This window comes from Psychrobacter sp. ANT_H59, assembly GCF_008369225.1.
Lineage (GTDB): Bacteria > Pseudomonadota > Gammaproteobacteria > Pseudomonadales > Moraxellaceae > Psychrobacter > Psychrobacter cryohalolentis.
Genome location: NZ_VOBE01000002.1, coordinates 190,252 through 214,419, shown reverse-complemented (window position 1 = coordinate 214,419; position 24,168 = coordinate 190,252). Strand labels below are relative to the sequence as shown.

Below are 24,168 nucleotides of genomic sequence, written 5' to 3'. Positions count from 1 at the left end.
TTTAATGAGACTAATATATCAACCAATAAGACGTTATTGGTTGATATTTTTTATGAATATCAATAACTATAAATATCACTATAGTCAGGGAAAAGTAATATCGATACATCAAGTACTACTGATATTCATTTTTCTTGCTTGCTGTGCCTACGCAGACAGAGGCTGCAAAAAATTTATATCAGCAGCACTGTAGCGCTTTTGAGATATTTTAACTATAACTTTAAATTCAGATAAACGGAATCTTAACCCTGCTATTTATTATTAAAACGATTGACTATTTTCTATTGATTGTAAAAAAACAGCTGTTCTTCTAGTAATCCGAGGTAATCATATGTCTATCGAAACATCAAAATCGAAATCAATTATCATGAATAAACAATCAAATAAAAAGCCTTATTTGCTTGCTATAACAGCCACTGCTTTGATGACTACTTTGTCAATGACGTCTGTTGCGACTCAAGCTGCAGGTCTGGGGGAATTGTTTAGTAATAATAGTGCTCAGCAATCAAAATTTTTGCCCGTTGACAAGGCATTTCAAGTGACTAGCAGTACCAAAGCGACCACTAAAGGAACGCAGTTATCGATCGCTTTTGATATCACACCAGGTCATTACGTGTATAAAGATAAGCTGACCTTAAGTTTTCCAAAAGGTATCAATGCGTCGCCATTTACCTTTAGCCAATCGCCGGTTTCTATTGATGATCCAACTTTTGGCAAGGTACCCGTATTTACGCAAAAAACTGTGATAGCAACGACTATGATGACGACCAAAAATGGTAAAGCGGCAAAGAATGTGCCGGTTGTGATTGGCTGGCAAGGTTGTGCTCAAGCTGGACTATGCTATCCGCCAGAAAAGGTTAAAACCACGTTAAACATTGCAGTCAAACGTTAGTCACCAATAGATAGCGCAAGTAGGTTGATTTATATCGTCGTTATAACAGGTAGTCCTTTATGTCCATTAAGACAGCAAAAAGCATTTCGTCATTTAAAGCGGTATCCACAAGAAATCAGTCTTCAAAGCATTTGCCATCAGTTGTAAATAAAGTGCCAAAGAAGTCATATCTGCTGGCACTAACTATAGCGAGTAGCTCGTTATTTGCAGGATTGACTGCGACGACTATGACGACGCAGGCAGCAGGATTGGGCGATCTTTTTAGTAGCAATCAAAGCGCTGGACAATCGAAATTTCTGTCAGTGGATAAAGCCTTCCAAGTCACGAGTAGCAGTAAAGCTGTCAAAGCTGGCACTCAGTTATCGATTAATTTTGATATCACTCCAGAACATTATGTTTATAAGAATCAGCTTAAACTCACTTTGCCTGCTGGGGTTACGGCGGCACCGTTTACTTTTAGTCAAACGCCTGTCTTAATTGATGATCCAACTTTTGGTAAAGTGCCAGTATTTGATCAAAAAAATATGGTAGCCACTACTACTCTGAGTATTAATGGCAAGAGCATTGACAATGCAGCGGTGGTGATTGGTTGGCAAGGCTGCGCCAAAGCAGGACTTTGCTACCCGCCTGAGAAAATAAAAACCACTGTCGATATCGTTGCAAGCTCGCCGCAAGCTGTGGTTAATACGACAAGTAATGTCACTGGTGTTGCTAAAGGCGATGTCAATCAAGAGACTACTACTGATGCAAATTCGGTAAATAATAGCAATAGCGTCACAACATCAGAGGCGCCAAATGCCACAAGTATAGACAGTACTGAGGCAATGAGTGCTGAAGCAGAGCAAGCGCTTGCAGAAGAAGATGAAGTCATTGATTATGCCTTATTAGAAGATGGCACTTTGGCAAATGAGCTTAGTGTTACCAATACAATTTCTGGCGCTGATACACCGTTAGCAGATAATGCTGCTCCGACAAATGATACGCTAGCTACCGCAGATAATTTGGCTGATGGCGATCCGTTTGGCTTAGCCAAGCATCCTTGGTTGGCATTAGGGTTACTATTCTTGGCAGGGCTTGGCTTAGCGCTTACGCCGTGCGTACTACCTATGTTACCTATAGTCGCAAATATTGTCGCCCGTCAGCAAAATCCAACGGTTAAAAAAGGTGTCATTTTAACGACAAGTTATGCGATTGGGGTGTCGATTGCTTACGGGATACTTGGTGCTGTCATTGCTGTATTTGGCGAGTCACTCGGCATTATCGGCTGGCTACAAAACCCAATCATCCTGATCAGTTTTGCAGTAATATTTGTTTTGTTAGCCCTTTACATGCTGGAAGTATTTACCATTCGTTTGCCGCATTTTATCAGTAGTAAGATGCAGGGCTTAAGCCAAGCAGGTGATAGTAAGCTCGGTAGTGCTGGTGGCAGTTTAGCTGCTGGATTTTTATCAGCATTGGTAGTATCACCTTGTGTTTCTGCACCATTATTTGGCGCTTTACTTGCTGTATCAACGATTGGTAATCCTCTATTGGGTTTTGCTGCCCTATTTATGCTAGGCTTTGGCTTGTCAGCGCCACTGATTTTGATTGGTGCTACCCAAGGCAAAATTATGCCAAAAGCGGGCGAGTGGATGAACTGGGTCAAGCAAGGTTTTGCCTTATTGTTATTTGCCGTAGCGTTACTATTAATAGAGCGCGTCTTTATATCGTCAGTAATGTTACTGGTATGGGCATTATGGTTTATGGTTGTGGCAACATGGGCATGGAGCTGGCGTGGTAAAGGTCGAATGCTATCGCAAGCCATCGGTTTGATAGCTGGTATTTGGGCTGCTACTTTAGTGATTGGTGCCGCACTTGGTAATGATGATAGCTTACATCCGTTAGCCTCGTTGAGCGCGACTCTCATGTTAGGGCAGTCTGCTGATGGTCAAAACAGTGCATCAGATACTTCAGATAAACACATCACAACGTTGGCAGAATTGGACGTTATCACCGCGGCTAATCCCAAAGTGTTAGTCGATTTGACTGCTGATTGGTGTATTGAATGCCGCATTATGGATAAGAACCTATTTACCAATCGTCCCACACAAATGCAAGACTGGCAATTGGTACGACTCGATATTACGGAAACCACGGCGGATTCTAAGGCAATTTTAGCGCGTTATAAATTATTTGGACCACCAACTTTATTGTATTACCAAGATGGTCAGTTGGTACAAAAACAAGTGGGTGAGATTGGTCGTGCAGAGTTTGAGCAGACTTTGACGGCATTAAATAAATAATAGTCGTATCGGAAATCTTTTTTTATCCTCTTAGATGCCTTAATACGATTCCTATAAAAAAGCCAACGTACTATCATAGTATGTTGGCTTTTTTATTTTTTCTTAGAAGAAGGCTTGCAGCACTCGATTAGTTGTATTTCGTGCTGAATAAATTAACATTACTTTGAAAGCGTCATTAGCAAGACACTTGTTAAAGGGTCCTTTTTTTATTCTGTACTCATTATAAGCGTTTGGTTTTATGCTATTTATATCTATTTAGCGCTACATTATGCAGCAATAAAGCTAGTATAGTGTGTACGTTTTCATTACAATAAAGCAACATTGCTAAATGCGCATTATTCAGCGTAATAGCAACTCTTTATCTTAAAGTTATATTGATTTTTTATGCCAGTTTAGCGTCGATGCTAATTGTTATATCAATCACCTCATATATTCTATTGACAGTAATGATCAGTTGAATAAAGGATACTTATGTTTTCCAATACTACTTCGCAGCGCCCCTCTGTAAATAAACTTGAAACGCCAAAAAAAATGATGCTTCGAACGACTAAATGCTCTCTACATATCGCTGTTGGTATAGCGCTCACTTGTTTCACAGTACAAGCTCAGGCTGCTGATACAGCTCAGGCTAAGAGCTTACAGCCTATAAATACCAGTATCGCTGTGCAAAATAGCAATGCAGTAAGCGAAGATTTCATCGCTCAGCAGGCTGCTCTGTTCTTTGAATGTACTCAAGTACAGACCAGTTCTGCCCGTTTGGCATGCTTTGATAAGGTTGCAGAACAAGGCAAAACGCCAAGTTATGTCACAAGTAAACAGCCAGTAGATTTGGCAAAGACGGTTATAAGTACGCTGTCAGGCAACCCTCAAGTCATACTGGCTGAAGAAACCAGTACCATTACTGCCAATGGCAATGTCATTGCTAAAAAGGTTTCGAGCAATTATCCTCAAGATATTGAAACAAAACCGCCCGCTGAGACTGAAAGTTTGGATACGGTTGGACTGACGCAAAGAGAAGCAGAGGTATTGGAAAGTGTCGGCGTGACTCAAGCAGATATTGAAAAATATACGCCGCTAAGCTTAGCGTATGATCTTGATAAAAACAGTGAACGTGGTACATGGACAGTCAGACCGTACCGTCCAACCTATGTTATGCCACTGTTTTATACCTTTGATCCTAATTTAAGCCCAAGTACACCCACTCGACCTCAACCGGAAAAACCTTTTACGTCTAATGACACTCGTAATACGGATCTAAAGTTTCAACTATCATTAAAGACTAAAGTTGCAGAAGATTTGTTTAATACCAATGCTGATTTGTGGTTTGGTTATACTCAAGAGTCGCATTGGCAAGTTTATAATGAAGACAATTCACGACCATTTCGTGCAACCGATTATCAGCCAGAGATATTTTTGACCCAGCCTGTGACAGCAAATCTGCCTTTTGGTGGAAGACTGCGCATGCTCGGAGCAGGTGCTATTCACCACTCAAATGGTCAAGATGATCCATTATCGCGCTCATGGAACCGTGCTTATGTGATGGCAGGGGCAGAGTGGGGTAAATTGTCTGTCATACCGCGATTCTGGTTACGAGTGAACAATGAAAATGATAGCAGTGAAGACAATCCAGATATTGAAGATTTTATGGGTTATGGTGATATCAAGTTCTTATATGATTTACCGAGTCAGCAAAGTCTAAGCGGTACGTTGCGCTATAATCCAGGCACCAATAAAGGCGCTGCGCAAATCGATTATATTTATCCATTATCTAAAAACGTTAATGGTTTTGTACAGGTATTCCAAGGGTATGGCGAATCTATCGTAGATTATAACTATGAGAATACTTCTATCGGCTTTGGTATCGTACTCAATGATTGGAAAGGGCTGTAATATTAGCGCTTTAAATATCGGTGCCTATAGTGACAGCAAGTCATGCGTCACTTAGCGCCTTATCAAGCCGGACTATGGCTGGCAGAGTATATAAACTTACGCTGCCAGTTATGTGCCGTTTATCGTAGTACTCCGCAATCACAGCTGTTACAAAATCCCTCTTTGTCAAATACTCTATTATTCAGTCAAAACAGTTTATTAGCTGAAAACGCATCGTACTCTTTATCAAGTAGCCATTCTTCTTTTAGCAAAATCCGAAAGCAACTCTATAGCCGTTTTAGTAGTGGACTATTATGCGCCAGCTGCCATAGCAGTATTGCGTGGTTGCCCAAGCCATTTGAAGTCGATATTACTGCTGGCATGACGCTCACCATTCAAGCAGCAACTTACTATGACTATCCCATGCGCCAAGCTATTAGAGCCTTTAAGCATCATGAGGATATGACAAAGCTGCCGTTATTATTACATGTGATACGTCAACTACCACGACCTCATGGTTGCCATCATGATAATAGTGTGATTGTCGCTATGCCAACGACCGATGAGCGTCTCATTAAACGTGGCTTTGATCCTGTCAGTATTTTGGCCGCGCATTTATCTAAGCATTGGGACATTCCTTTATGGCAAGGTATCAAGCGTATTGACAATACGGTTAGTCAGCAAGGACTCACCCGTGCCGAACGCTTGAGTAATCTAGACAATGCCTTTACTTTACTAGAGTCTTCTCCCGTTAAACGCCTTATCTTATTTGATGATGTGGCAACTACGGGAGCAAGTTTACAAGCCTTAGCTCGCATTCTATCAATTTACCCTTCAACAACTCCTAACTCCAATAATAAATACTATCTGTGTGCCTATGCATTAGCGCATGGTAGCCAGTCATAGTTGCTAATAAACTTGTTAGCAACTACTATTATGTTGCTATTATGTTTCCATTATTTTACTCCCACGCTATATTGACAATTAGATAGACTATAAACATATGCTGCTAATAGCCAATAGATAGCCTGTTTTAAAGATAGAGAAGTAAAGTGTGTAAGCTGATTGATTAGACAACTTGTTTTATGGAACAAAAATTGCATGGCTATAGTTGACTATTTTATATTAAAGCCTGTTTAAATATTAGGTATTCACTACGACTGTAGAGCCAGTCCTGCTTGAATATGCCAGCAGCTATATAGGAATTTAACGTGAAAGCATCGGCTGACAATCGACCACAGAAATTGCGTAGAAGTAGCTCAGGGTTTACTCTGATTGAGCTGATGGTAACGATTGCCGTGCTTGCTACTATTGTCGGTATTGCAGCACCTAATATCAGTACTCAGCTTGCCAATCAAAGGGTTAAGTCGACTGCGGCTACATTGGCAAATGCTTTAACAGAAGCAAAAGTAGAAAGCGTCCTACGCCGTCAGAATATAAGTGTTGTATATGGTAATAGTAGCGCGCCTAAAACGATTAAGTTGCAAGCTAATGGTAGCGAAATATCTAGCTATAATATTAGTGATAAAAGTACTGTTACCCAAACGATTACTCCATCTACAGTAACCAATATCGTTTTTCAACCAAATAAGAGAATAGCTAACAATGCCACAGTAGTATATACCATCTGTGATAGTGGCTCTAATAGTGAAACGCCCAGACAAGTAAGCCTTACTAACATTGCTAACGTTAATACTACAAATGCTGGGAGCTGTTAATGAATATACAAGACACACAGTCAGGCATAGGGTTAATAGAGGTGATGGTCGCATTGCTATTATTAGCAGTGGCTGTATTAGGGTTCAGCGCCATGCAAATGTCCGCTATAAAAGCGACAGACGAAAGTTTAATGCGTACTCGTTCTTTAGCTATTATGCGAGGCGGTGCAGAGACGATGCGTACTAATCCTAGCGGTATTGCTGCTTTTAAGACGGCAATAAACGGATCTTCAGACACGGTTAGTGTTGATAGTAAGAGCATAACTAAAGACAGTTGTCTGACAAGTGGTAATACCGCACCTGCAGCATCAGCCAGTTGTACTATTGACCAACTTGCGACACGTGACGGATTGTTATTAAAGTCATATGCAAGCGCCAATGACATTAATATTGGTATGGTTCCAAATGGCTGTCCTGGTACATCAGGTAATCAAGAACTCCAGTGTTTTGTAGCAAGTTGGGGAGACACCACAGTTGGTTTAAGTGATACTGAAGCTAAAGCTTGTGCCAACGCAAATGGCAGTTATAAAAACGGCGCAGAGTGCTTTATTATGGAGGCTTACTGATGTCATATAGCCATAAAAATAATTATATTAATGATTACCAAGCAGGCTTTACGTTAATAGAGCTGATGATTTCTTTAGTGCTTGGCTTGATCGTATCTGCAGCCGCTATTCAAGTATATCTTATCAATGTAAAAACAAGCAGTATTCAGGCAAGTGGTAGTGAGCTACAGGATGCCAGTGTGTTCGGATTACAACAATTAGAAAAAAGTATTCGCCTAGCAAACCTTGGTAATCCAACCACCAGAATTGATGGTACCACTCCCAGTGGCGGAATTGTCTTAACGGGTCTTAATATTGGCGTTCCGAATCCGAATGAACCGAATCCTTATCCTAATACGGGGTATCTGACAAGACGTGCAGGAGATAGTGCCGTTGGTGCGAATGGGTGGACAGGCATATCAAATACTAATACCAATAGCGATCAGTTGACGATTCAATATATCAACATAACAGGCGCTCCAATGACAGATTGTGAAGGAGCGGTTGCTGCTGTCAATGATATCGTTATTGAGCGTTATTTTGTACGTCAGGCAACAGGGGATACCAGTACTGGCGCTATCAAAAAATTAGTATTGGCTTGTGATGCAGGACGCGTTAAAAAGACTGGTGGTATAGATACTGTGACACCATCAAGTGATTCAAGAAACTTTGGTCAGGCTGGCCAAGAATTTATTGTCAATATCGATCAATTCAAGGTGTTATTAGGTGCTCAGTACACGACTGGTACTAATGCAGGACAAATCATTTATCTTCCGAGCAGTGCCTATTCATTGATAACAACTGGTAATCCAGTACTTACCGCTGTCAAGATCGGTTTAATTGTTCATGGTAGTACACCTATTATAGGAAGTGCTGAACAGTCAGAATTTGCTTTGTTAGGGCAATCGTCAACAGAGAATAAATTAAAGGCAGATACTAGTAGCAAAAAGAAAGTCCGTAGCACTTATGAAACCACAACGTTGTTACGTAATGCTCGTGTAGTCAATATAAATACCAGCCTATAACCTATTGGTAAGGAGACTAAAAGTGATTCACTATCGTGACTTATCAAGTTCGACACAAAAACATATCAATATAGGTTTGGCATACGGGAGAGCGGAGCAAGGAGCAACGCTAATAGTGGTGTTATTGTTTTTAGTGCTGATTATGTTGGCAGGGGCTATTGCAGTTAGACAAAGTACGACAGATCTTAAAATTGCGACAAGTGATCAGATCAATACAGTATTACTGCAATCAGCAGATAGTGCTAATCAAAAAATAGAGACCATGGTAAATGGTAGCCCAACATCTAATGGATACCAAGATGTAACAAGTGCGACAGGGGCACTCGGTCATTTTTTATTATTTGAAGATAATAAAGCTAATGAATTTATTTATTGTTTTAATCCGCGTACCCAGAGATATTTAACCAATAGTGCAACAGTCAGGGTGCCTGCTGGTGGGTATGTAGATGGTATTAATAACGGTATCTGTAATTATGCAAATGCCGCTGATTACACTAGTGCTAGGCAGGCGGTTATGACACAGGTAAGTATTGCGATTACTCCTCCTAGTGCAAATATAGAAGCGTTTGAACATGTTGTCATTGGTAAAGAAGTTGAAGATAGAACAAGCAAAAAGTTTAAATTTGATATTCGACCAACATCTTCATTGCCCGCTTATAATGAGCCCAAATTAGGGACTGAAAAGTGCTTTGAGCAGACCAGTATTCGTAACAATGTAGCAACTGGCAAAAAATCATTAGATGAGTGCCTATTAGCGGCTAGCACACCGAGCAAAATGCTGTATGAGCAAGCAGATGTTGAAAACGTTTCTTCTTCTACCAAATGTTATCCCTTTGGTAAAGGAACACTAAATTCCAAGTGTGTACTTTCAACAGCGCCCTAGTCTGCTTACTCATTGCACTGAAACAATATAAGGATAGATGTCATGAAGCGATTTGATAACGTACCGACAATAAATAAAATGATTGCAGTACCACTAAAGTATTTGGTCGTTGCCATGGCATCCATGATAGCAATGCCAATCTCACAGGCAGATGTGGCAGATAAAAAAATCGGTGATTTAGAGATTTATAAAGCGGCAGAAAGTGGTAAAACTACTATTACTATGATGTTAGATACCTCCGGTAGTATGACGTTAAATCAAGTAAATTATGCCTGTGATCTTCCAGGAGGGGCAACTTTTTCTGCAGTTGGAGCAGAATGGTCAAATACCAACCCTCAATATATAAGAAACTTCTGTAGTAATAATGCTCGATATTTTTATCGTTTAGATGTAAATGATAAAAACCAATGGTACCGTTGTGGTGGTAGCAATGGCTCTGGATCTAGTAATTATAGCTTTAACGATTGTGATAGCAAGCTTAGTAAAGCACCATCGACTGTAGGATATGACTATATAACCTCTAGTAGTGGCAATCAGTATTATTTTACAGGTGAAAAAGTATACGATCGCCTTACTCGTCTTAAAGATGCAATCTTTACTCTAATGAATAGCACACAGTTAGATCCTAAAAAAGTCGCCATTGGCATTGGCCAGTTTTCTTCACAAAGCGGCAGTGATAATATTGTAGAGTTTAATGCAAATGGGACTGCTAAGAATGCTGATGGCAGTAGTGGTAAAATACTTTTACCTGCAGCATTATTAGATGAAACACAGCGTCAAAAGATTCGCCAAGTTGTAGCTGCTGCAGCTGGAGGAGGCGGTACACCGACAGCGAATGCTTATGCAGAAGTTGGCGCCTATATGCTGGGTACCAAAACCAGTGGTACTGGTAGTGGTTTTAGCAAATCCACTATATCTTCTAAAAGTAATAGTGGTAGCAATTATATCAGTCCACTTTTAAAGCCTTCTAGCTGCGACGGACGAGGCATCTACTTCTTGACTGATGGAGCACCAAATAACTCTGAAAAGCCTTTAGATCTAATGAAGCTGGCTTTAAACCGCAGTAATTTTAGCCAATCTAACGACACATTGCCGAGTGGCAGTGGTAATAATAACGGTATGCCCGAAGTTGGTTCGTTTGCCAAAGCCTTACGTGACTCGACGGTTAGCCCATTAGGTACAGATCAAGAAATCTATACCGCAGTGGTTGGCTTTGGTTCAGATTTCGATGTCGATAGAGTGGAAGACGCAGCGAAGCCGGAATCGCAGCGAGTTATTCGTAACTTATCTTATACCAATCCAAAAACTGGTGTTATATCAAATCGTGATTTTTATAACTGCAAAAATATAGTTGGTAAGAATAATGATTCTACTTTAGATGCAAGAAACGCTTGTAACTGGGGAGAAAAGGCGCATCCTTCATTACCAGGGGTTGGAGGCTTTGGGGAAGGTGGATTCTACTCAGCGCAGTCTACAAATGATATTGTCAATAGTATTATATCTTTTGTAACCGATTTGGATAACACCTTACCTTCGACACCTTCAGGAACTATCATTATACCTGACGACCCTTATCGAGCGGACAGTCAACTGGCAGTTGCATATTATCCAACTTTACAACCCAAAGTCGGTGATAATTCCGTAATTTGGGAAGGTAATATGAAAAAGTATAAATTAAATGAAGGTACGCTATTTGGTAAGGGTGGTTCTAAACTATTTAAAAATATAGCAGGTGAGCTAAATCCAGTAACGCCAGATTTCTGGTCAGATCAAGATTATCTTAACAAAAATGATAAAGTAGAGTCGGGTGGTTTTTACGCTCAGTTAAAGACACCTGTTAATGGTGTTACTTCGGTCAGAGCATTGTATGTCGAAGATTGGAAAAGTGCGACTGATCAATCTACAGTTTTAAGAAAGGTAGGAGTAAATATTGCTGGAAAAATGACTGTAGATAATAATGTCTTAACTGATACTACCTTTAAAGATACAAGTACCTATAGCACAGCAACCCTGAGAAAACTACTAAATTTTTTAGGATTTGATGTACTTCCAGCTACAGGCATGGCTGTAAAAGATATGACGCTTAGTACCGCTAATGTATCAAAAGCCATTAAGGTGCTAGGTGCTACTATTCACTCTACACCAGCGGCAGTTTCCTATTCAGCGACTCTCGATCCTACTACTGGTAGAGTCACGGACACACGCGATGACTATGTATTATTTGGCTCATCCGAAGGTGGCTTGCATTTGGTAGATGCAGGTGATCAAGGGACTGGTGATGGTGGCAAAGAAAAGTTTGTTATTATACCAAGAGAGATGTTAAGAGATGCCAGTAAGTCTGATGCGCTTATTAAAGACGCAAAAAAAGCTGAAATAGGATCTCCAAACTTTGGTATAGACGCCCCTTGGTTAGTCACTGCTGACTATAAGTATGATTTGTCTAATAATAGGGTAAACGTCAATAAGACAGGGGGTAAGGGTGTATTCGCTTATGGTGGGCTGCGTATGGGCGGTGAAGCATTTTACGGGCTAAACCTCAATGATAGTGATAATCCGAGTATGATGTTTACGATAACGCCAGCCACTGCAGGCTTTAGTCGTATGGGTCAGATATGGTCAAAACCTACTAAGGCCAAAATAAAAACCAGCAATACTGATACAGGTACCGATGTATTAGTGTTCGGTGGTGGCTATGATATGTGTTATGAAAAAGAAACCTTCCAAGTTGGCGTGATAGATGCCCAATTATTAAGTAGTTGTTCAAACATATCGTCTACCAAAGGTAACTCGGTATATATCATTAACGCCAAAACAGGCGCTCTAATATGGTCGGCTTCTAACGTTTCTAATTCCACAGGTGCATCCAATACTGTATCTGCTATGACTAATAGCGTTGTCGCTGGTGTGACTACCTTAGACCGTGATAATGATGGCTTTATGGATCATATGTATTTCGCAGACTTGGGTGGTCAGATATTCCGTGCTGACTTTACCAATGCAGGTTTTATAAAGCCAGTCACGACAGGAACCGCATCAGCAGAAACTTCTTTTACCAATACTAGGGTCACTCGTGTACTCAAAAGTGCCTATACAGGCACTGATAAAAAGTATAACTACCGTTTTTATGAACGCCCGGTTGTCAGTTTCTATCGTAACGATACGACTAATAGACTATTCGCATTGGTTAATGCCATCTCAGGTGATCGTAGCTCACCTTTATCAAAAATACGTGATAATACCAAAGCTGATCGGCTATATGGCATTATAGACAGTGATGTGACTAAGGCCAACAGTGTTTTTTATGCTAGTAATTTCACGACTACGGGAACATCTGGTGGTCAAGAAATCGTGGATTTGGAAGCTAACAATACTGCCTCAAGTCATTTAGCTGAGTTGCCTTCAACCCTTGGAAGTTCTACAGCTACGGAGTATACTTTAGCTCAAAAAAATGCAGCCATTAATATCCAAAAAGCTGGCACAAAAAAGGGTTGGTACTATCCTCTGACTCGTTTTGACGGCTACGGTAATGTGAGATATGGCAAAGGCATTGGTAAATCTGAAGTAGTTGACAGCTTTATATATACCACGGTTTATAACCCAGATATGAGCTATGGTGACGTAGATTCTTGCTCTGCAAAAGTGACAGGCGGTTCAGAAAGACAGCTCTATTGCTTACCTTATGGCATCTGTACCGATGACGCCTCTAAGAATGGTACTGGTGGATATGTGCAGGCAGGCAAAGGTATTCAAGAGTTGACGCTCGGACCACGTAGCTCCAGCCTCTCCAACCAACGTCTCCTTATTGGGACACGTACATTGACGGAACGTGCTAATGATCGCGTAAACTTTGGGTCTGATAATGGCAAGGGACTTTTCAATGCTCTTACGAACCCTAAAGGGCTGAACCAAAGCAATTTAGTAGCAACTGATAGCAGCATTGGTAATGGTACAGCGCCTGATATGATATTTAATGAGCGCTTTACGCTACAGCCGAAAACGTGGTACGAAGTAGACTGATAGGATGGTCGTATGAATATGAAGACGTTAAAACGACAAGTAGGCTTTACGCTTATAGAGCTGATGATAGTCATCATAATCATGGCTATCTTAGCGGCGATTGCGATTCCGTCTTATCGGCAGTTTGTGGTGCGTAACGCTGAATCACAAGCACAGGCACGAATGCAGGAGCTGGATATAGAGCTCAACCGTTGGCGCGCTAGTGCTTTAACTTATAAAGGCTTTAAGCCCAAAAAAATAGCAAGTAATGGCGATATCAGCTATGCATATGATGCAACTGACAATAAAACTATCTATGTCCCTAAAGGTAGCGATAGCACGAATTACCGTTATATGATTGCGTTAGTAGATGGCAGTACAGGTAACACTTTAGCTCCTACAGGCACTGGTTATTCTACCGCAGGCAGCTCATGGCGCATGTTAGCAGAGCCAAATACTTCATTTAAAAATTCAAATGCTCATATTTTGATGATAAATAGTACGGGTGTGAAATGTAAAAGTAAGGATAGGGCAGTCACCATTGCTTCTACCAATTGCGGCACTGGAAATGAGGACTGGTAATGTCATATTTTAATGAATTATCTAAAAAAATATCAAAAAATGATCAGGGCTTTACGCTGATTGAGATGATGATCGTCGTCGCCATCATCGGCATTTTGGCAGCAATTGCTTATCCTAGTTATCAAAACTACGTTATTAAAACCAAACGTACTGACATGATGAGTGAGATGCAGAACATTGCTTCAGAGATTGAAAGCCGCAAGCTAGCACAAGGTAGCTATAGTGCTATTAGTGCAAGTGTCAAAACAGATTTTGCTACCGCATATCCAAGGCAGGGCACTCAGCTATATGATGTGACCATAACAGATCCACTTGTTGCTAAGTGGAAAATTACTGCCAGTCCTAAGACAGGGACACAAATGGTAGGTGATGATAATCTGAGTCTTAACTATCAAGCTGTCAAATGTCGAGGCAGTGTCTGTGGTACTGGTGAAGAATGGACAAAATAATATAAATAAAATAGAAATGTTGAGAATCTGACAAAAAACGTCAGTTATCTTTACCTTTTGTTACTTATGATAGGCAGACTGACAATTTTTAGTGGCTTGGGCGTAACATTTAATATTAGCTAAAATAAAAGTAGAGAACGGTTAATAATAAATTTCAATGATAATTAGATATTTAGCTGAAAAGATAACGCTAGCTATAATTTTGGCATGGTAAGTGCAATATCCATAATAAGAGAAAAATACATTATATCCCTAAAGATAAAACGTGCTAGTAGAAACAATAGACAATTATCTTTATATACCCTAAAAGGAGTTCATATGAACACTGCTCAAAAAGGTTTTACCTTAATCGAACTAATGATCGTAATCGCTATTATCGGTATTCTAGCAGCGATTGCTATTCCTGCTTATAGCGACTATACAGCACGTGCTCGCGTTACCGAAGCTGTAACTACGGCATCATCTATGAAAGCTACCGTTTCAGAAAACATTATTAGCAAAGGCGGTACTACTATCGGTGCTGGTAGCTGTGCAGGAGTGTCACTTATTGGTGCTTCAAATAAGACTAAGAACGTATTATCCTCAACATGTACTGATACAACAGGCGTAATTCTTGTAACAACCACGGCAGATGCTAAATCAGTTCCTTTAACCTTAACACCTACTTATACCGGTGATGCAGTAACATGGAAATGTACTACGACTTCCGATTTTACGAAATATGTACCAGCTGAATGTCGCCCATAAAATAATTCTAATATAAATGCTAATTTTTTACATAATGTTAGGGCTAAGTTATCTTAGCCCTAACATTTTTTTGCCTTGGCTAAATGCTCTGCAAGATTTATTTGCTATTTTTGCTCTAATAATATTAGTATCAAAACAAAGCTACCGTAAAGATATTGAAATTGATGAAAGAGTAATCTATGTTTTCGGGCTTATAGCGCTTATTCCTTTGGTTCAATACTTATTTGGATTATTGTTTTTTACTCAAGAGTTGGTTTTATCTCTTATTTATATCAGCGCTTTTTTCTTAAGTATAATCAGTGGCATCAATCTCACCAAGTCGTTTAAAGAGATCGAAAAAATCTCTTTCTCCTTTATTTTTATAAGTCTATCCTGTGTATTGCTACAGCTTATACAATGGAGCAATATCTATCATTCTGCATTACTATTAGATAGCAGCTCGCGCCGGCCCTTCGCAAATATAGGTCAACCTAATAACTTAGCCACGCTGCTATTTATAGGGTTTTTCTCTAATATTTTATTATTTAAAAATAATAAAATAAAAATATACCTCTATCTTTTAGTAAGTGCCACTTTGATGACGGGTATAGTGCTGACTCAGTCTAGAACGAGCTGGTTAGTATTCATTGCCGTATTATTTATCACATTTCTTAAAAAGAAATTGAACCTTTTTAGCACTATGCTAAAAAGCTCTATAGCATTTTTATTTCTCGTTTTGACTTTGCCCTATATAACTTTGTTCTTCCACGATCAAGGTTTGACTGTGATAGAAAGAATTAGCTCTGATTCTTCACGGCTCTATATATGGAAACAGATGCTCATAGCCATAATAGATAAACCATGGTTTGGCTATGGCTGGAATCAAACTTCGGTAGCGCAAACCTCAGTAACTTTAAAATATCCTTTAAATATTTGGCTTGAGTATTCGCATAATCTATTTTTGGATATTATAGTATGGACTGGTATCCCTATAGGTATATCAATCATAACTATCATCATCATCTGGTTCTTGCAAACCTTTAAAAAAATAAATACTCCTAATCAACTGATATATTTTCTTATTATCACTGCTTTTTTTATCCATTGTATGCTCGAATTCCCATTTGCATATGCCTATTTCTTATTACCAGTAGGTCTTTATGTCGGTATTTTGCATCAGCAAGTATATGAAACTAAAAATTCAAAGGTTAAAGGCCTTGTGATGACTATAGTCACTGTATTGATAGTTGCTGTCATTATCATATCGAGAGACTATTTCTTATTTAATAATAAAAGAACCATTTACGCTTCTAAAAACCTGTTTTCTCAGCAAATACAGCCTATATCCTCCAAAATACTATTATTGAATGCTTTAGACATAAATAATGATATTTTATTTCTAGATGAGTGCTATGTTCTAAAAAATAATAAATTTAAAGTCCTTAGAAACAGTTTCTATCGTTATCCTACTAATAAAAATCTAATAACCTACTATAAATCTGCTATATATAATAATCAGAATACTCAATATCCGGAAAAATATATGCAGAAAGAATATTCAAATTTTAAATCTAGTCCGGCAATATATAATAACTGCTCTAAATTATAGTATGGCACAATGTATGCATCACACAATAAAAGATAATCAAGTCTGCTATCACCATGCAACCATCTTCAAAACTTCCTCATAAAAATCAATCAGGCTTTACGCTAATAGAGATAATGATGGTTATTGCCATTATTGGGATATTAGCAGCGATAGTTACCGCCAGCTATCAAAACTATATCCGGCAAACTCAAGTTATGTTAATTTATCAAGAGATCAATCACTTTCGCATGCCTTATCAGATACTTATCGATGAGGGAGCAGGGGTGACCGAATTTAGCCCTAGCGGTCTAAATATGCCAGCGCAGACCCAATATTGTCAGTTTAGTGTGACCCCGCCCAATGCCAACGCCGCGACTCCTAATGCAGTGCAATGCCAAATCCAAAATCTCAGCTATTTATCCAATCAGACTTTAACTTTAGATAGAAATAATGATAGTAATTGGACTTGTCGAGCATCGGTTGGGATTGCTACGGCTTATTTGCCGCAAGCTTGTCGATGAAGTGTAGCTCAAGGAAGTTCTATTTAAAGCATTTTTCTTGCAAAAATTAAGTTGTAATGCAATTTTTTGACGTTTTTCAGGACTAAAGCCGCCGCCTACGTCTCAATTCATTAATATAGTTTATGACAAAAAAAGACCGTAGCAAAAGCCACAGCCTAATTTAACTTCAATAAAGTGTTCGGATTTTAGTAAATTATTTCTCTAAATACTGAATTTTGCCTTCCACGCCATCCCACTTTTCAGCTTCTGGCATCTGTCCTTTCATCTCAGTGATGTTTGGCCATTTTTGCGCCAGCTCTTCATTTAGCTGAGTGAACATCTCTTGCCCTTTTGGCACTTCATCTTCTGAGAAGATAGCATTAGCAGGGCATTCAGGTTCGCATAGCGCGCAATCGATGCACTCATCAGGGTCGATGACGAGGAAGTTCGGTCCTTCATAAAAGCAGTCGACAGGACAGACTTCCACACAGTCGGTGTATTTGCAAAGAATGCAGTTCTCTGTAACGACAAAGGTCATAGTACTGTCTACCTGTTATTGGATTGAGCGAAATAGAATAGATTAAAAATAAGGCACATTTTAGCGCTTTTGAGATAATTTAACAATTCCCTTTAATAACTAATGATTTTCTTCAGATGATATAGAAAATCATGTGCCTGCTTTGGCGTTAGGCTATCAGGGTCGATAGCCTGTAGTTCGTATTGTAGGCTAAATAGCTGATTTTGTTGTGGAATATCTATATTTTTTTGTTTTTTATCAAGATTCCCGATGTTTGGTTTCTCTATACTACTATCATAAGTCTGCTGGCGTTTATCCTTTACCGACTTAGCTAATTCATTTTTGTCATCATCAATACTTTCGTTATCTGGTTTTAGATTGTCTATGCTTAAGTTATCTACTAAATAACGCTTGGCATCATTAAGCACTTGAGTTGGGATACCCGCCATTTTTGCCACATGTAACCCAAAGCTGGAGCTTGCTGCACCATCTTTGATTTGATGCAGTAGTAACAGTTGACCGTCGATCTCACTGGCGGCGACATGGACATTACGGATAAGTTTGTCATTGCAGTCATAACTTTGTGCCAATTTTGTCAGCTCAAAATAATGAGTGGCAAATAATGTCAGGCAGCCAATCTCTACCAATCGATTAACGCAAGCATGAGCGATTGCCAAGCCATCAGTGGTGGCTGTACCGCGTCCGACTTCATCCATCAGCACTAGCGATTTATTGGTTGCTTGGTTAAGAATATTAGCGGTTTCAATCATTTCCACCATAAAGGTTGATTTGCCACCTGCCAAATCATCAGCCGAGCCAATACGGGTAAAGATACGGTCGATATCACCAATATGAGCACGCGCTGCTGGGACAAAGCTACCGCAATGAGCCAGTAGGACAATCAGCGCGGTTTGGCGCATATAGGTCGATTTGCCACCCATATTAGGCCCAGTAATCATTAATAATCGCTCAGGGTTTGCATGACTGCCCAATGCACAATCATTGGCGACAAAATGACTGCTATGTTTGGCAGGATTATTTTGATGAGTATGAATAGGATTTAGTACAGCTTCTACAACAACATGACGACCTGCTTTGATATCAATACTGGTTTGACTGTTATTATTCAAGCCATTTTCTGAGTGACTGTTTTCTAAGCTATTATCTAAGATGCTGCTCTCTTTCGATTCGTTACTCATGGCTGGACACTGCCAGTTATAAGTGATCGCAAGTTGCGCCCAATTACTGAGTACATCTATCTGGGCGATAGCAGCGCTGAGTTGTTGTAACTCCGCTAAATGGCTACCTAATCGTATCAATAGCTCATTATACAGCTGCTTTTCGCGAGTCAATGCTAAGCTTTGCGCGCTTAGATACTCAGTTTCGACTGTCTTTAGCTCGTCAGTGATAAAACGCTCGCTACTTTTCAGAGTTTGCCGCCGGATAAAATGTGCAGGGGCATTTTTTGCCTGCATTTTAGGCAATTCAAAATAAAAGCCGCTCACTTTATTAAAGCCTACCTTTAGACTGGGTAATTGGCTCTCTTGACGCGCGCGTTCCACCATCTCATCCAATGTCACTTGGATATTGTCATGCAAATGGGTAAGGCGATCAAACTCTGCATCATAGCCTGCGGCTAACATGCCACCATCACGAATATGCGCCGGTGGCTCTACGATAATAGCTCGCTCAATAAGCTCGGCGACAGATTGTACGGCAGGTAACTGCGCAGGCAATTGCTGCATTAACATCGGCAACAGTCCTGCCTGCTCATGGCTGATACCCGCATTTATCAGTAGAGTATTAAGCTGGGCGCTACTAGCAATACCATCAGCCAATTTACGCAAGTCACGTGGTTTAGCACTCATCAGACCAATACGGCTACTGATGCGCTCAATATCACCGATAGCATTTAAGGTTTCGCGTATATTTTGGACGAATACACTCTTTTCTAAGTGTTGATCAGAATATTCAGTATTGATAGACAGGTCACTGTTATTTAGCAAACTGGTTATCGCATCTAAACGCAAATTAATACGCGAATGCTGACGCAGTGGGCGTTTAATCTGCTGCACGAGTAAGCGTCGACCCATCGGCGTTTGACAGTGGTTGAGAACAGATATTAATGACGTACCATTACTGCTAACGGCCGTAAATAGCTCAAGGTTTTGCTGACTATTGGCATCAATGATTAAATAGTCATCATTATATTCGACGATAAGCTGGTTAACTTGTGGTACATGACGCTGCTGGGTTTGTCGTGCATAGTGAATAAGCGCCGCGCAGCTAGACTGGGCAAGTGGTGCACCGCTAATACCAAGCCCATCAAGACGCTGAACCTCAAACTGTTGGCAAAGGGTTGCGCTGGCATGCTCACGGTGGAAGTCATTAGCCGCAACTTCAATAATAGGGCAATTAAGATGTTGACGTAGCCATAGCAGCCACTCTTCGCTGATATCACCATTACTGTCACTCAGCGCTTCACTAATAATACATTCGCTTGGCGCAAAGCGTGCCAGCACCGTGAGCATTTGGGTTTGTAAAGATTCAATATCATCTTGATTAGCGCTGATCGTTTGCGTCGTCAAAGTCCCAGCGGCTAAATCCATTTGGCTAACGGCAGCTTGCACAGGTTGTTTGCTGTTCGATTTAGGAATCTCGATATCAATAGCGACGACAGTCGGGGTGTGATTGGGCGCAATGAGTGCATCGTCAGTAATAGTCCCTGCGGTCAGCGTTTTGACCACTTCACGGCGCATAATAGTGCCAGCAGTAGATTTGCTCTTATCTTTCTTCTGCTTATCGCCCATCGTCGGAGCATTGGACGGGTTATTTGCATTGTCAGTGCCAGTAGCTGATTCATCGATTTGTTCACAGACAACGACGGTTTGCCCAGCAGCGATCAATCTTGCCATATAACTATCTGCAGCATGAAAAGGGACACCTGCCATCGCAATCGTATTACCTGCTTTATCGGTACCTCGACGGGTTAAAGTAATGTCCAATATCTGTGCCGCGCGTTTGGCATCATCAAAAAATAACTCGTAAAAATCACCCATCCGGTACAGCAATAACGCTTGGGGATAGTTAACCTTCATATTGAGATATTGCACCATCATCGGCGTATGATCTGCCAAGTGATAGATGGCATCACCTATGACCAATGAGTCAGAGTCAACTGGCACAGATTTTGAAGTGGGTTTACTAAGATTGTTATTTTGAGCAGAAGGTTTAACTGGCATGCAGAATCTCTTAAGTTGTCTTTTTTATTTATTGAATAGGGGTGTTTAAATAAGTTTGGCTAGATAGAAGGCTTTAGATATAAAGGCTAATAATAATCAGTTCAAAATAAAATAGATCATCTAAAAAGTGTGCTGGCAATAAGCAAAAAAATTGAAAAACATAGGTTTATAAGTGTTATTTTAACACGTCCTATCACCTTTTTACGTCGGCAAATATCTGCTAACTGCCCTTGTATCCATCGCCGTCATAACCATATATAATGACGTCACACTTAATTGGGCGATATTTTATTGGACGGTCTTAAATTGGATAGTAACCAGCCAAATAATTAAAAAAACAGCGAGTAAAGCGTTGTCATACGCACTAATTATCGAATATTTCCATAGGTCAAAAAATTATGTTATCAAAGATTATAGGCAGTGTCGTTGGCACCAAAAATGAGCGTGAACTTAAACGCATGCGCAAAGTGGTCAGCAAAATCAACGCATACGAGGCTGCGATACAAGCCCTGTCTGATGAGCAATTACAACAAAAAACTGAAGAATTTAAAGTAAGACACCAAGGCGGCGAAAGTCTAGATGCCTTATTGCCAGAAGCGTTTGCGGTTTGTCGTGAAGCGTCTTTACGGGTTAACGGTATGCGCCACTATGACGTGCAGCTGATCGGTGGTATTACCTTGCACGAAGGCAAAATCGCTGAGATGAAAACTGGTGAGGGTAAAACCTTGATGGGTACCTTGGCGATGTACCTCAATGCCATCAGTGGCAAAGGCGTACATTTGGTGACGGTTAATGATTATTTGGCGGCACGTGATGCGGAATTAAACCGTCCCCTATTTGGCTTTTTGGGCATGACGGTTGGCGTGATTTACTCGCAGCAACCACCACAAGAAAAAGTCGATGCTTATCAAGCGGATATCACTTACGGTACCAATAACGAGTACGGTTTTGATTATTTGCGCGATAACATGGTCTTTAGTTTAAAAGAGAAAAAGCAGCGCCCGCTAAACTTCTGTATTATTGATGAGATTGACTCTATTTTAATCGATGAAGCTCGTACGCCGTTGATTATCTCGGGTCAAGCTGAAGATTCATCACGCATGTATGCGCTGATTAATACCATTATTCCTGTGCTTATTCGCTCAAAAGACGAAGAAGCCAATAAAAATAATGAAGAAGAGGATTTTTGGATTGATGAGAAAAATCGCCAGATTGAGATTAGTGAAAAAGGCTATGAGAAAATTGAGCGCTTCTTAATCCAAGTCGGCGAGCTTGGCGAAAACGAAAGTCTTTATAGCCCAAGCCGTTTGCCATTATTGGCTCACGTACAAGCGGCGATTCGTGCCCACCATGTCTTTGTCAAAAATATCCATTATATTGTCGATGATGGCGAAGTGGTTATCGTTGATGAAAACACCGGTCGTACTATGCCGGGTCGTCGTTGGTCAGAAGGTCTGCATCAAGCCGTTGAAGCCAAAGAAAATGTTGAGATTCAAGCAGAAAACCAAACACTTGCAACCACCACATTCCAGAATTTTTTCCGTCTATATGACAAACTGTCTGGTATGACGGGTACCGCTGATACTGAAGCAGCAGAATTTAAATCAACCTATGACTTAGATGTCATTGTGATTCCAACGCATGAGCCGATTGCTCGTGTCGATATGGATGACCAAATTTTCTTAACCAAGTTAGGCAAATACAAAGGCATTATCCGCGAAATTCAAGAGATTCAAGCCAAAGGCGCGCCAGTATTGGTTGGTACGGCAACTATTGAAGCCAGTGAAGAATTGTCTTATCTGCTCGATCAAGAAGGCGTTAAGCATAATGTGCTAAACGCTAAGCAGCATGAGCGTGAAGCTGAAATCATTGCGCAGGCAGGTAGTCCAAAATCGGTCACGATTGCTACCAATATGGCAGGTCGTGGTACCGATATTATCCTTGGCGGTAACTGGCAATCGTTTATTGAAGATATTGATGCGGTTAGCCCTGAAGAAATGGCGCGTCTAAAAGCCCAATGGCAAATCAAGCATGACCAAGTCGTTGCGGCCGGTGGTTTGCATATTATTGGTTCTGAACGTCATGAATCACGCCGTATTGATAATCAGCTGCGTGGACGTGCGGGTCGTCAAGGTGATTCTGGGATGTCACGTTTCTTCTTATCACTTGAAGATGACTTAATGCGTATCTTCGCCGGTGATCGCGTCGTGAATATGATGCGTGCCATGGGGCTAAAAGAAGACGAAGCCATTGAACATAAAATGGTTTCAAAGTCGATTGAAAACGCCCAAGGTAAAGTAGAGAGTCGCGATTTTGATGCGCGTAAAAACCTACTGAAATACGATGATGTGGCCAATGATCAACGTAAAGTCATCTATGGTCAGCGTGATGATTTGTTGGCAGAGATGGACTTGTTAGAGGCCATTAAAATCATGCATCAAGAAGTCTATAATGCCATGATTAACCAGTTTATTCCGCCAGGCTCTATCGATGATCAGTGGAATGTCGATGGGTTAGAGGATGAGCTTGAGAACGAATTTAAGATTGCAATGCCTATCAACGATTGGCTTGATGAAGATCGCCGCCTAGATGAAGAAGGCTTACGAGCCAAGATCATCGAAACAGCACTGGATCGTTATCACAGTCGCCGTGAGCAAATGGGCGAAAAAGATGCGGCTCAGCTTGAGCGTCATTTTATGCTGCAAAGTTTAGATAAGCACTGGAAAGAGCATTTAACCCAGATGGATCAGCTGCGTAAAGGTATTCATCTGCGTGGTTATGCACAGAAAAACCCTGAGCAGGAATATAAGCGTGAATCATTTGAGCTGTTCCAGATGATGCTTGGCGCGATCAAGTCTGAAACAGTACAAGACTTATCACGTGTGCATATCCCAACCAAAGAAGAGCTAGAGGCGTTAGAAATACAGCAACGTGAAAATGCCGCTCATATGCAAATGCAGTTTGAGCATAGTGATATCGATAATATGGACGGCGGTGTGGAAAGAGCAGCAGTGCAAAGCCGCAATGTCGTTGGCGCTGCTACGGGTTCTGGCGTAGCAGGTGCTATGGCGGGCAGTAGCGATGATGCAGACCCATATACTGGTATGAATATCAGCCGTAACGCCCCATGCCCATGTGGTTCAGCACTTAAGTATAAGCAATGTCATGGCAAAATATAAACCTAGCTAACATTCCTTGATTAAGAAGTCCTTATCGAAATAGATAGGGACTTTTTTTATGTACTGAGGAGTGATGGCTGAATAAAAATATCATCTACATTGTATTGATTACTTACAAATTCAATGTAGGCGCGCATTTGTGGACAGGCTATAGTGTTTAGCATAATTATTTGGG

Annotated in this window: 17 protein-coding genes; 15 read left to right on the top strand and 2 right to left on the bottom strand. The window is 40.5% G+C overall.

Annotated features, from left to right (window positions below):
* The first annotated feature begins 331 nt into the window (after positions 1-331).
* From FQ083_RS03950 to FQ083_RS03885, 14 genes are all read left to right on the top strand, one after another.
* Positions 332-892: a protein-disulfide reductase DsbD N-terminal domain-containing protein gene (locus FQ083_RS03950; RefSeq protein ID WP_149408915.1), complete on the top strand. Its 561-nt coding sequence runs from the start codon at positions 332-334 to the stop codon at positions 890-892.
* 59 nt (positions 893-951) lie between these two features.
* A complete protein-coding gene (locus FQ083_RS03945) occupies positions 952-3,174 on the top strand; it encodes a protein-disulfide reductase DsbD domain-containing protein (RefSeq protein WP_149408914.1) in 2,223 nt (740 codons plus the stop codon).
* 471 nt (positions 3,175-3,645) lie between these two features.
* Positions 3,646-5,064 carry a phospholipase A gene (locus FQ083_RS03940; protein ID WP_149408913.1) on the top strand — a complete coding sequence of 473 codons (1,419 nt, stop codon included), beginning with the start codon at positions 3,646-3,648 and terminating at the stop codon, positions 5,062-5,064.
* A 42-nt stretch (positions 5,065-5,106) separates the two neighbouring features.
* The gene (locus FQ083_RS03935; protein ID WP_149408912.1) at positions 5,107-5,949 is read left to right on the top strand and encodes a ComF family protein; all 843 of its coding nucleotides are present in this window, start codon (positions 5,107-5,109) and stop codon (positions 5,947-5,949) included.
* A gap of 305 nt (positions 5,950-6,254) precedes the next feature.
* Positions 6,255-6,761: a prepilin-type N-terminal cleavage/methylation domain-containing protein gene (locus tag FQ083_RS03930; RefSeq protein WP_149408911.1), complete on the top strand. Its 507-nt coding sequence runs from the start codon at positions 6,255-6,257 to the stop codon at positions 6,759-6,761.
* On the top strand, positions 6,761-7,327 hold the full coding sequence (pilV, locus tag FQ083_RS03925; protein WP_011512635.1) for a type IV pilus modification protein PilV: 567 nt from the start codon (positions 6,761-6,763) through the stop codon (positions 7,325-7,327). The genes FQ083_RS03930 and pilV overlap by 1 nt, the downstream gene beginning before the upstream one ends.
* Positions 7,327-8,331 carry a prepilin-type N-terminal cleavage/methylation domain-containing protein gene (locus FQ083_RS03920; RefSeq protein WP_020442623.1) on the top strand — a complete coding sequence of 335 codons (1,005 nt, stop codon included), beginning with the start codon at positions 7,327-7,329 and terminating at the stop codon, positions 8,329-8,331. The genes pilV and FQ083_RS03920 overlap by 1 nt, the downstream gene beginning before the upstream one ends.
* 22 nt (positions 8,332-8,353) lie before the next feature.
* Positions 8,354-9,214 (top strand): PilX N-terminal domain-containing pilus assembly protein, encoded by an 861-nt coding sequence (locus tag FQ083_RS03915; RefSeq protein ID WP_020442624.1) that lies wholly within the window; start codon positions 8,354-8,356, stop codon positions 9,212-9,214.
* A 42-nt stretch (positions 9,215-9,256) separates the two neighbouring features.
* Positions 9,257-13,231, top strand: a complete 3,975-nt coding sequence (locus FQ083_RS03910; protein ID WP_149408910.1) for a pilus assembly protein PilY — start codon at positions 9,257-9,259, stop codon at positions 13,229-13,231.
* A gap of 12 nt (positions 13,232-13,243) precedes the next feature.
* Positions 13,244-13,792 carry a prepilin-type N-terminal cleavage/methylation domain-containing protein gene (locus FQ083_RS03905; RefSeq protein WP_149408909.1) on the top strand — a complete coding sequence of 183 codons (549 nt, stop codon included), beginning with the start codon at positions 13,244-13,246 and terminating at the stop codon, positions 13,790-13,792.
* Complete coding sequence (locus tag FQ083_RS03900; RefSeq protein ID WP_149408908.1) at positions 13,792-14,241, top strand: type IV pilin protein; 450 nt, start codon at positions 13,792-13,794, stop codon at positions 14,239-14,241. Before FQ083_RS03905 ends, FQ083_RS03900 begins: the two co-directional genes overlap by 1 nt.
* Positions 14,242-14,559: 318 nt before the next feature.
* The gene (locus tag FQ083_RS03895) at positions 14,560-14,988 is read left to right on the top strand and encodes a pilin (protein ID WP_149408907.1); all 429 of its coding nucleotides are present in this window, start codon (positions 14,560-14,562) and stop codon (positions 14,986-14,988) included.
* Positions 14,989-15,022: 34 nt separating this feature from the next.
* Positions 15,023-16,576, top strand: a complete 1,554-nt coding sequence (locus FQ083_RS03890; protein ID WP_188004063.1) for a PglL family O-oligosaccharyltransferase — start codon at positions 15,023-15,025, stop codon at positions 16,574-16,576.
* Positions 16,577-16,629: 53 nt separating this feature from the next.
* Positions 16,630-17,076 carry a pilin gene (locus FQ083_RS03885; protein ID WP_149408905.1) on the top strand — a complete coding sequence of 149 codons (447 nt, stop codon included), beginning with the start codon at positions 16,630-16,632 and terminating at the stop codon, positions 17,074-17,076.
* 193 nt (positions 17,077-17,269) lie between these two features.
* On the opposite strand, the gene fdxA is transcribed toward FQ083_RS03885, so the two are convergent.
* Positions 17,270-17,593: a ferredoxin FdxA gene (gene fdxA, locus FQ083_RS03880; RefSeq protein WP_149408904.1), complete on the bottom strand. Its 324-nt coding sequence runs from the start codon at positions 17,591-17,593 to the stop codon at positions 17,270-17,272.
* A 92-nt stretch (positions 17,594-17,685) separates the two neighbouring features.
* Positions 17,686-20,814, bottom strand: coding sequence for a DNA mismatch repair protein MutS (gene mutS, locus FQ083_RS03875; RefSeq protein ID WP_149408903.1), 3,129 nt, complete (start codon positions 20,812-20,814; stop codon positions 17,686-17,688).
* Positions 20,815-21,212: 398 nt separating this feature from the next.
* Here mutS and secA point away from each other — a divergent pair, with 398 nt between their 5' ends.
* Positions 21,213-23,993 carry a preprotein translocase subunit SecA gene (secA, locus tag FQ083_RS03870; RefSeq protein WP_149408902.1) on the top strand — a complete coding sequence of 927 codons (2,781 nt, stop codon included), beginning with the start codon at positions 21,213-21,215 and terminating at the stop codon, positions 23,991-23,993.
* Positions 23,994-24,168 lie beyond the last annotated feature (175 nt).

Excerpts from the sequence above, each read along its gene's own strand:
- FQ083_RS03950 (WP_149408915.1), top strand. The coding sequence starts at position 332 with ATGTCTATCGAAACATCAAAATCGAAATCAATTATCATGAATAAACAA.
- FQ083_RS03945 (WP_149408914.1), top strand. The coding sequence starts at position 952 with ATGTCCATTAAGACAGCAAAAAGCATTTCGTCATTTAAAGCGGTATCC.
- FQ083_RS03940 (WP_149408913.1), top strand. The coding sequence starts at position 3,646 with ATGTTTTCCAATACTACTTCGCAGCGCCCCTCTGTAAATAAACTTGAA.
- FQ083_RS03935 (WP_149408912.1), top strand. The coding sequence starts at position 5,107 with ATGCGTCACTTAGCGCCTTATCAAGCCGGACTATGGCTGGCAGAGTAT.
- pilV (WP_011512635.1), top strand. The coding sequence starts at position 6,761 with ATGAATATACAAGACACACAGTCAGGCATAGGGTTAATAGAGGTGATG.
- FQ083_RS03920 (WP_020442623.1), top strand. The coding sequence starts at position 7,327 with ATGTCATATAGCCATAAAAATAATTATATTAATGATTACCAAGCAGGC.
- FQ083_RS03910 (WP_149408910.1), top strand. The coding sequence starts at position 9,257 with ATGAAGCGATTTGATAACGTACCGACAATAAATAAAATGATTGCAGTA.
- FQ083_RS03905 (WP_149408909.1), top strand. The coding sequence starts at position 13,244 with ATGAATATGAAGACGTTAAAACGACAAGTAGGCTTTACGCTTATAGAG.
- FQ083_RS03900 (WP_149408908.1), top strand. The coding sequence starts at position 13,792 with ATGTCATATTTTAATGAATTATCTAAAAAAATATCAAAAAATGATCAG.
- FQ083_RS03895 (WP_149408907.1), top strand. The coding sequence starts at position 14,560 with ATGAACACTGCTCAAAAAGGTTTTACCTTAATCGAACTAATGATCGTA.
- FQ083_RS03890 (WP_188004063.1), top strand. The coding sequence starts at position 15,023 with ATGTTAGGGCTAAGTTATCTTAGCCCTAACATTTTTTTGCCTTGGCTA.
- FQ083_RS03885 (WP_149408905.1), top strand. The coding sequence starts at position 16,630 with ATGCAACCATCTTCAAAACTTCCTCATAAAAATCAATCAGGCTTTACG.
- fdxA (WP_149408904.1), bottom strand. The coding sequence starts at position 17,593 with ATGACCTTTGTCGTTACAGAGAACTGCATTCTTTGCAAATACACCGAC.
- mutS (WP_149408903.1), bottom strand. The coding sequence starts at position 20,814 with ATGCCAGTTAAACCTTCTGCTCAAAATAACAATCTTAGTAAACCCACT.
- secA (WP_149408902.1), top strand. The coding sequence starts at position 21,213 with ATGTTATCAAAGATTATAGGCAGTGTCGTTGGCACCAAAAATGAGCGT.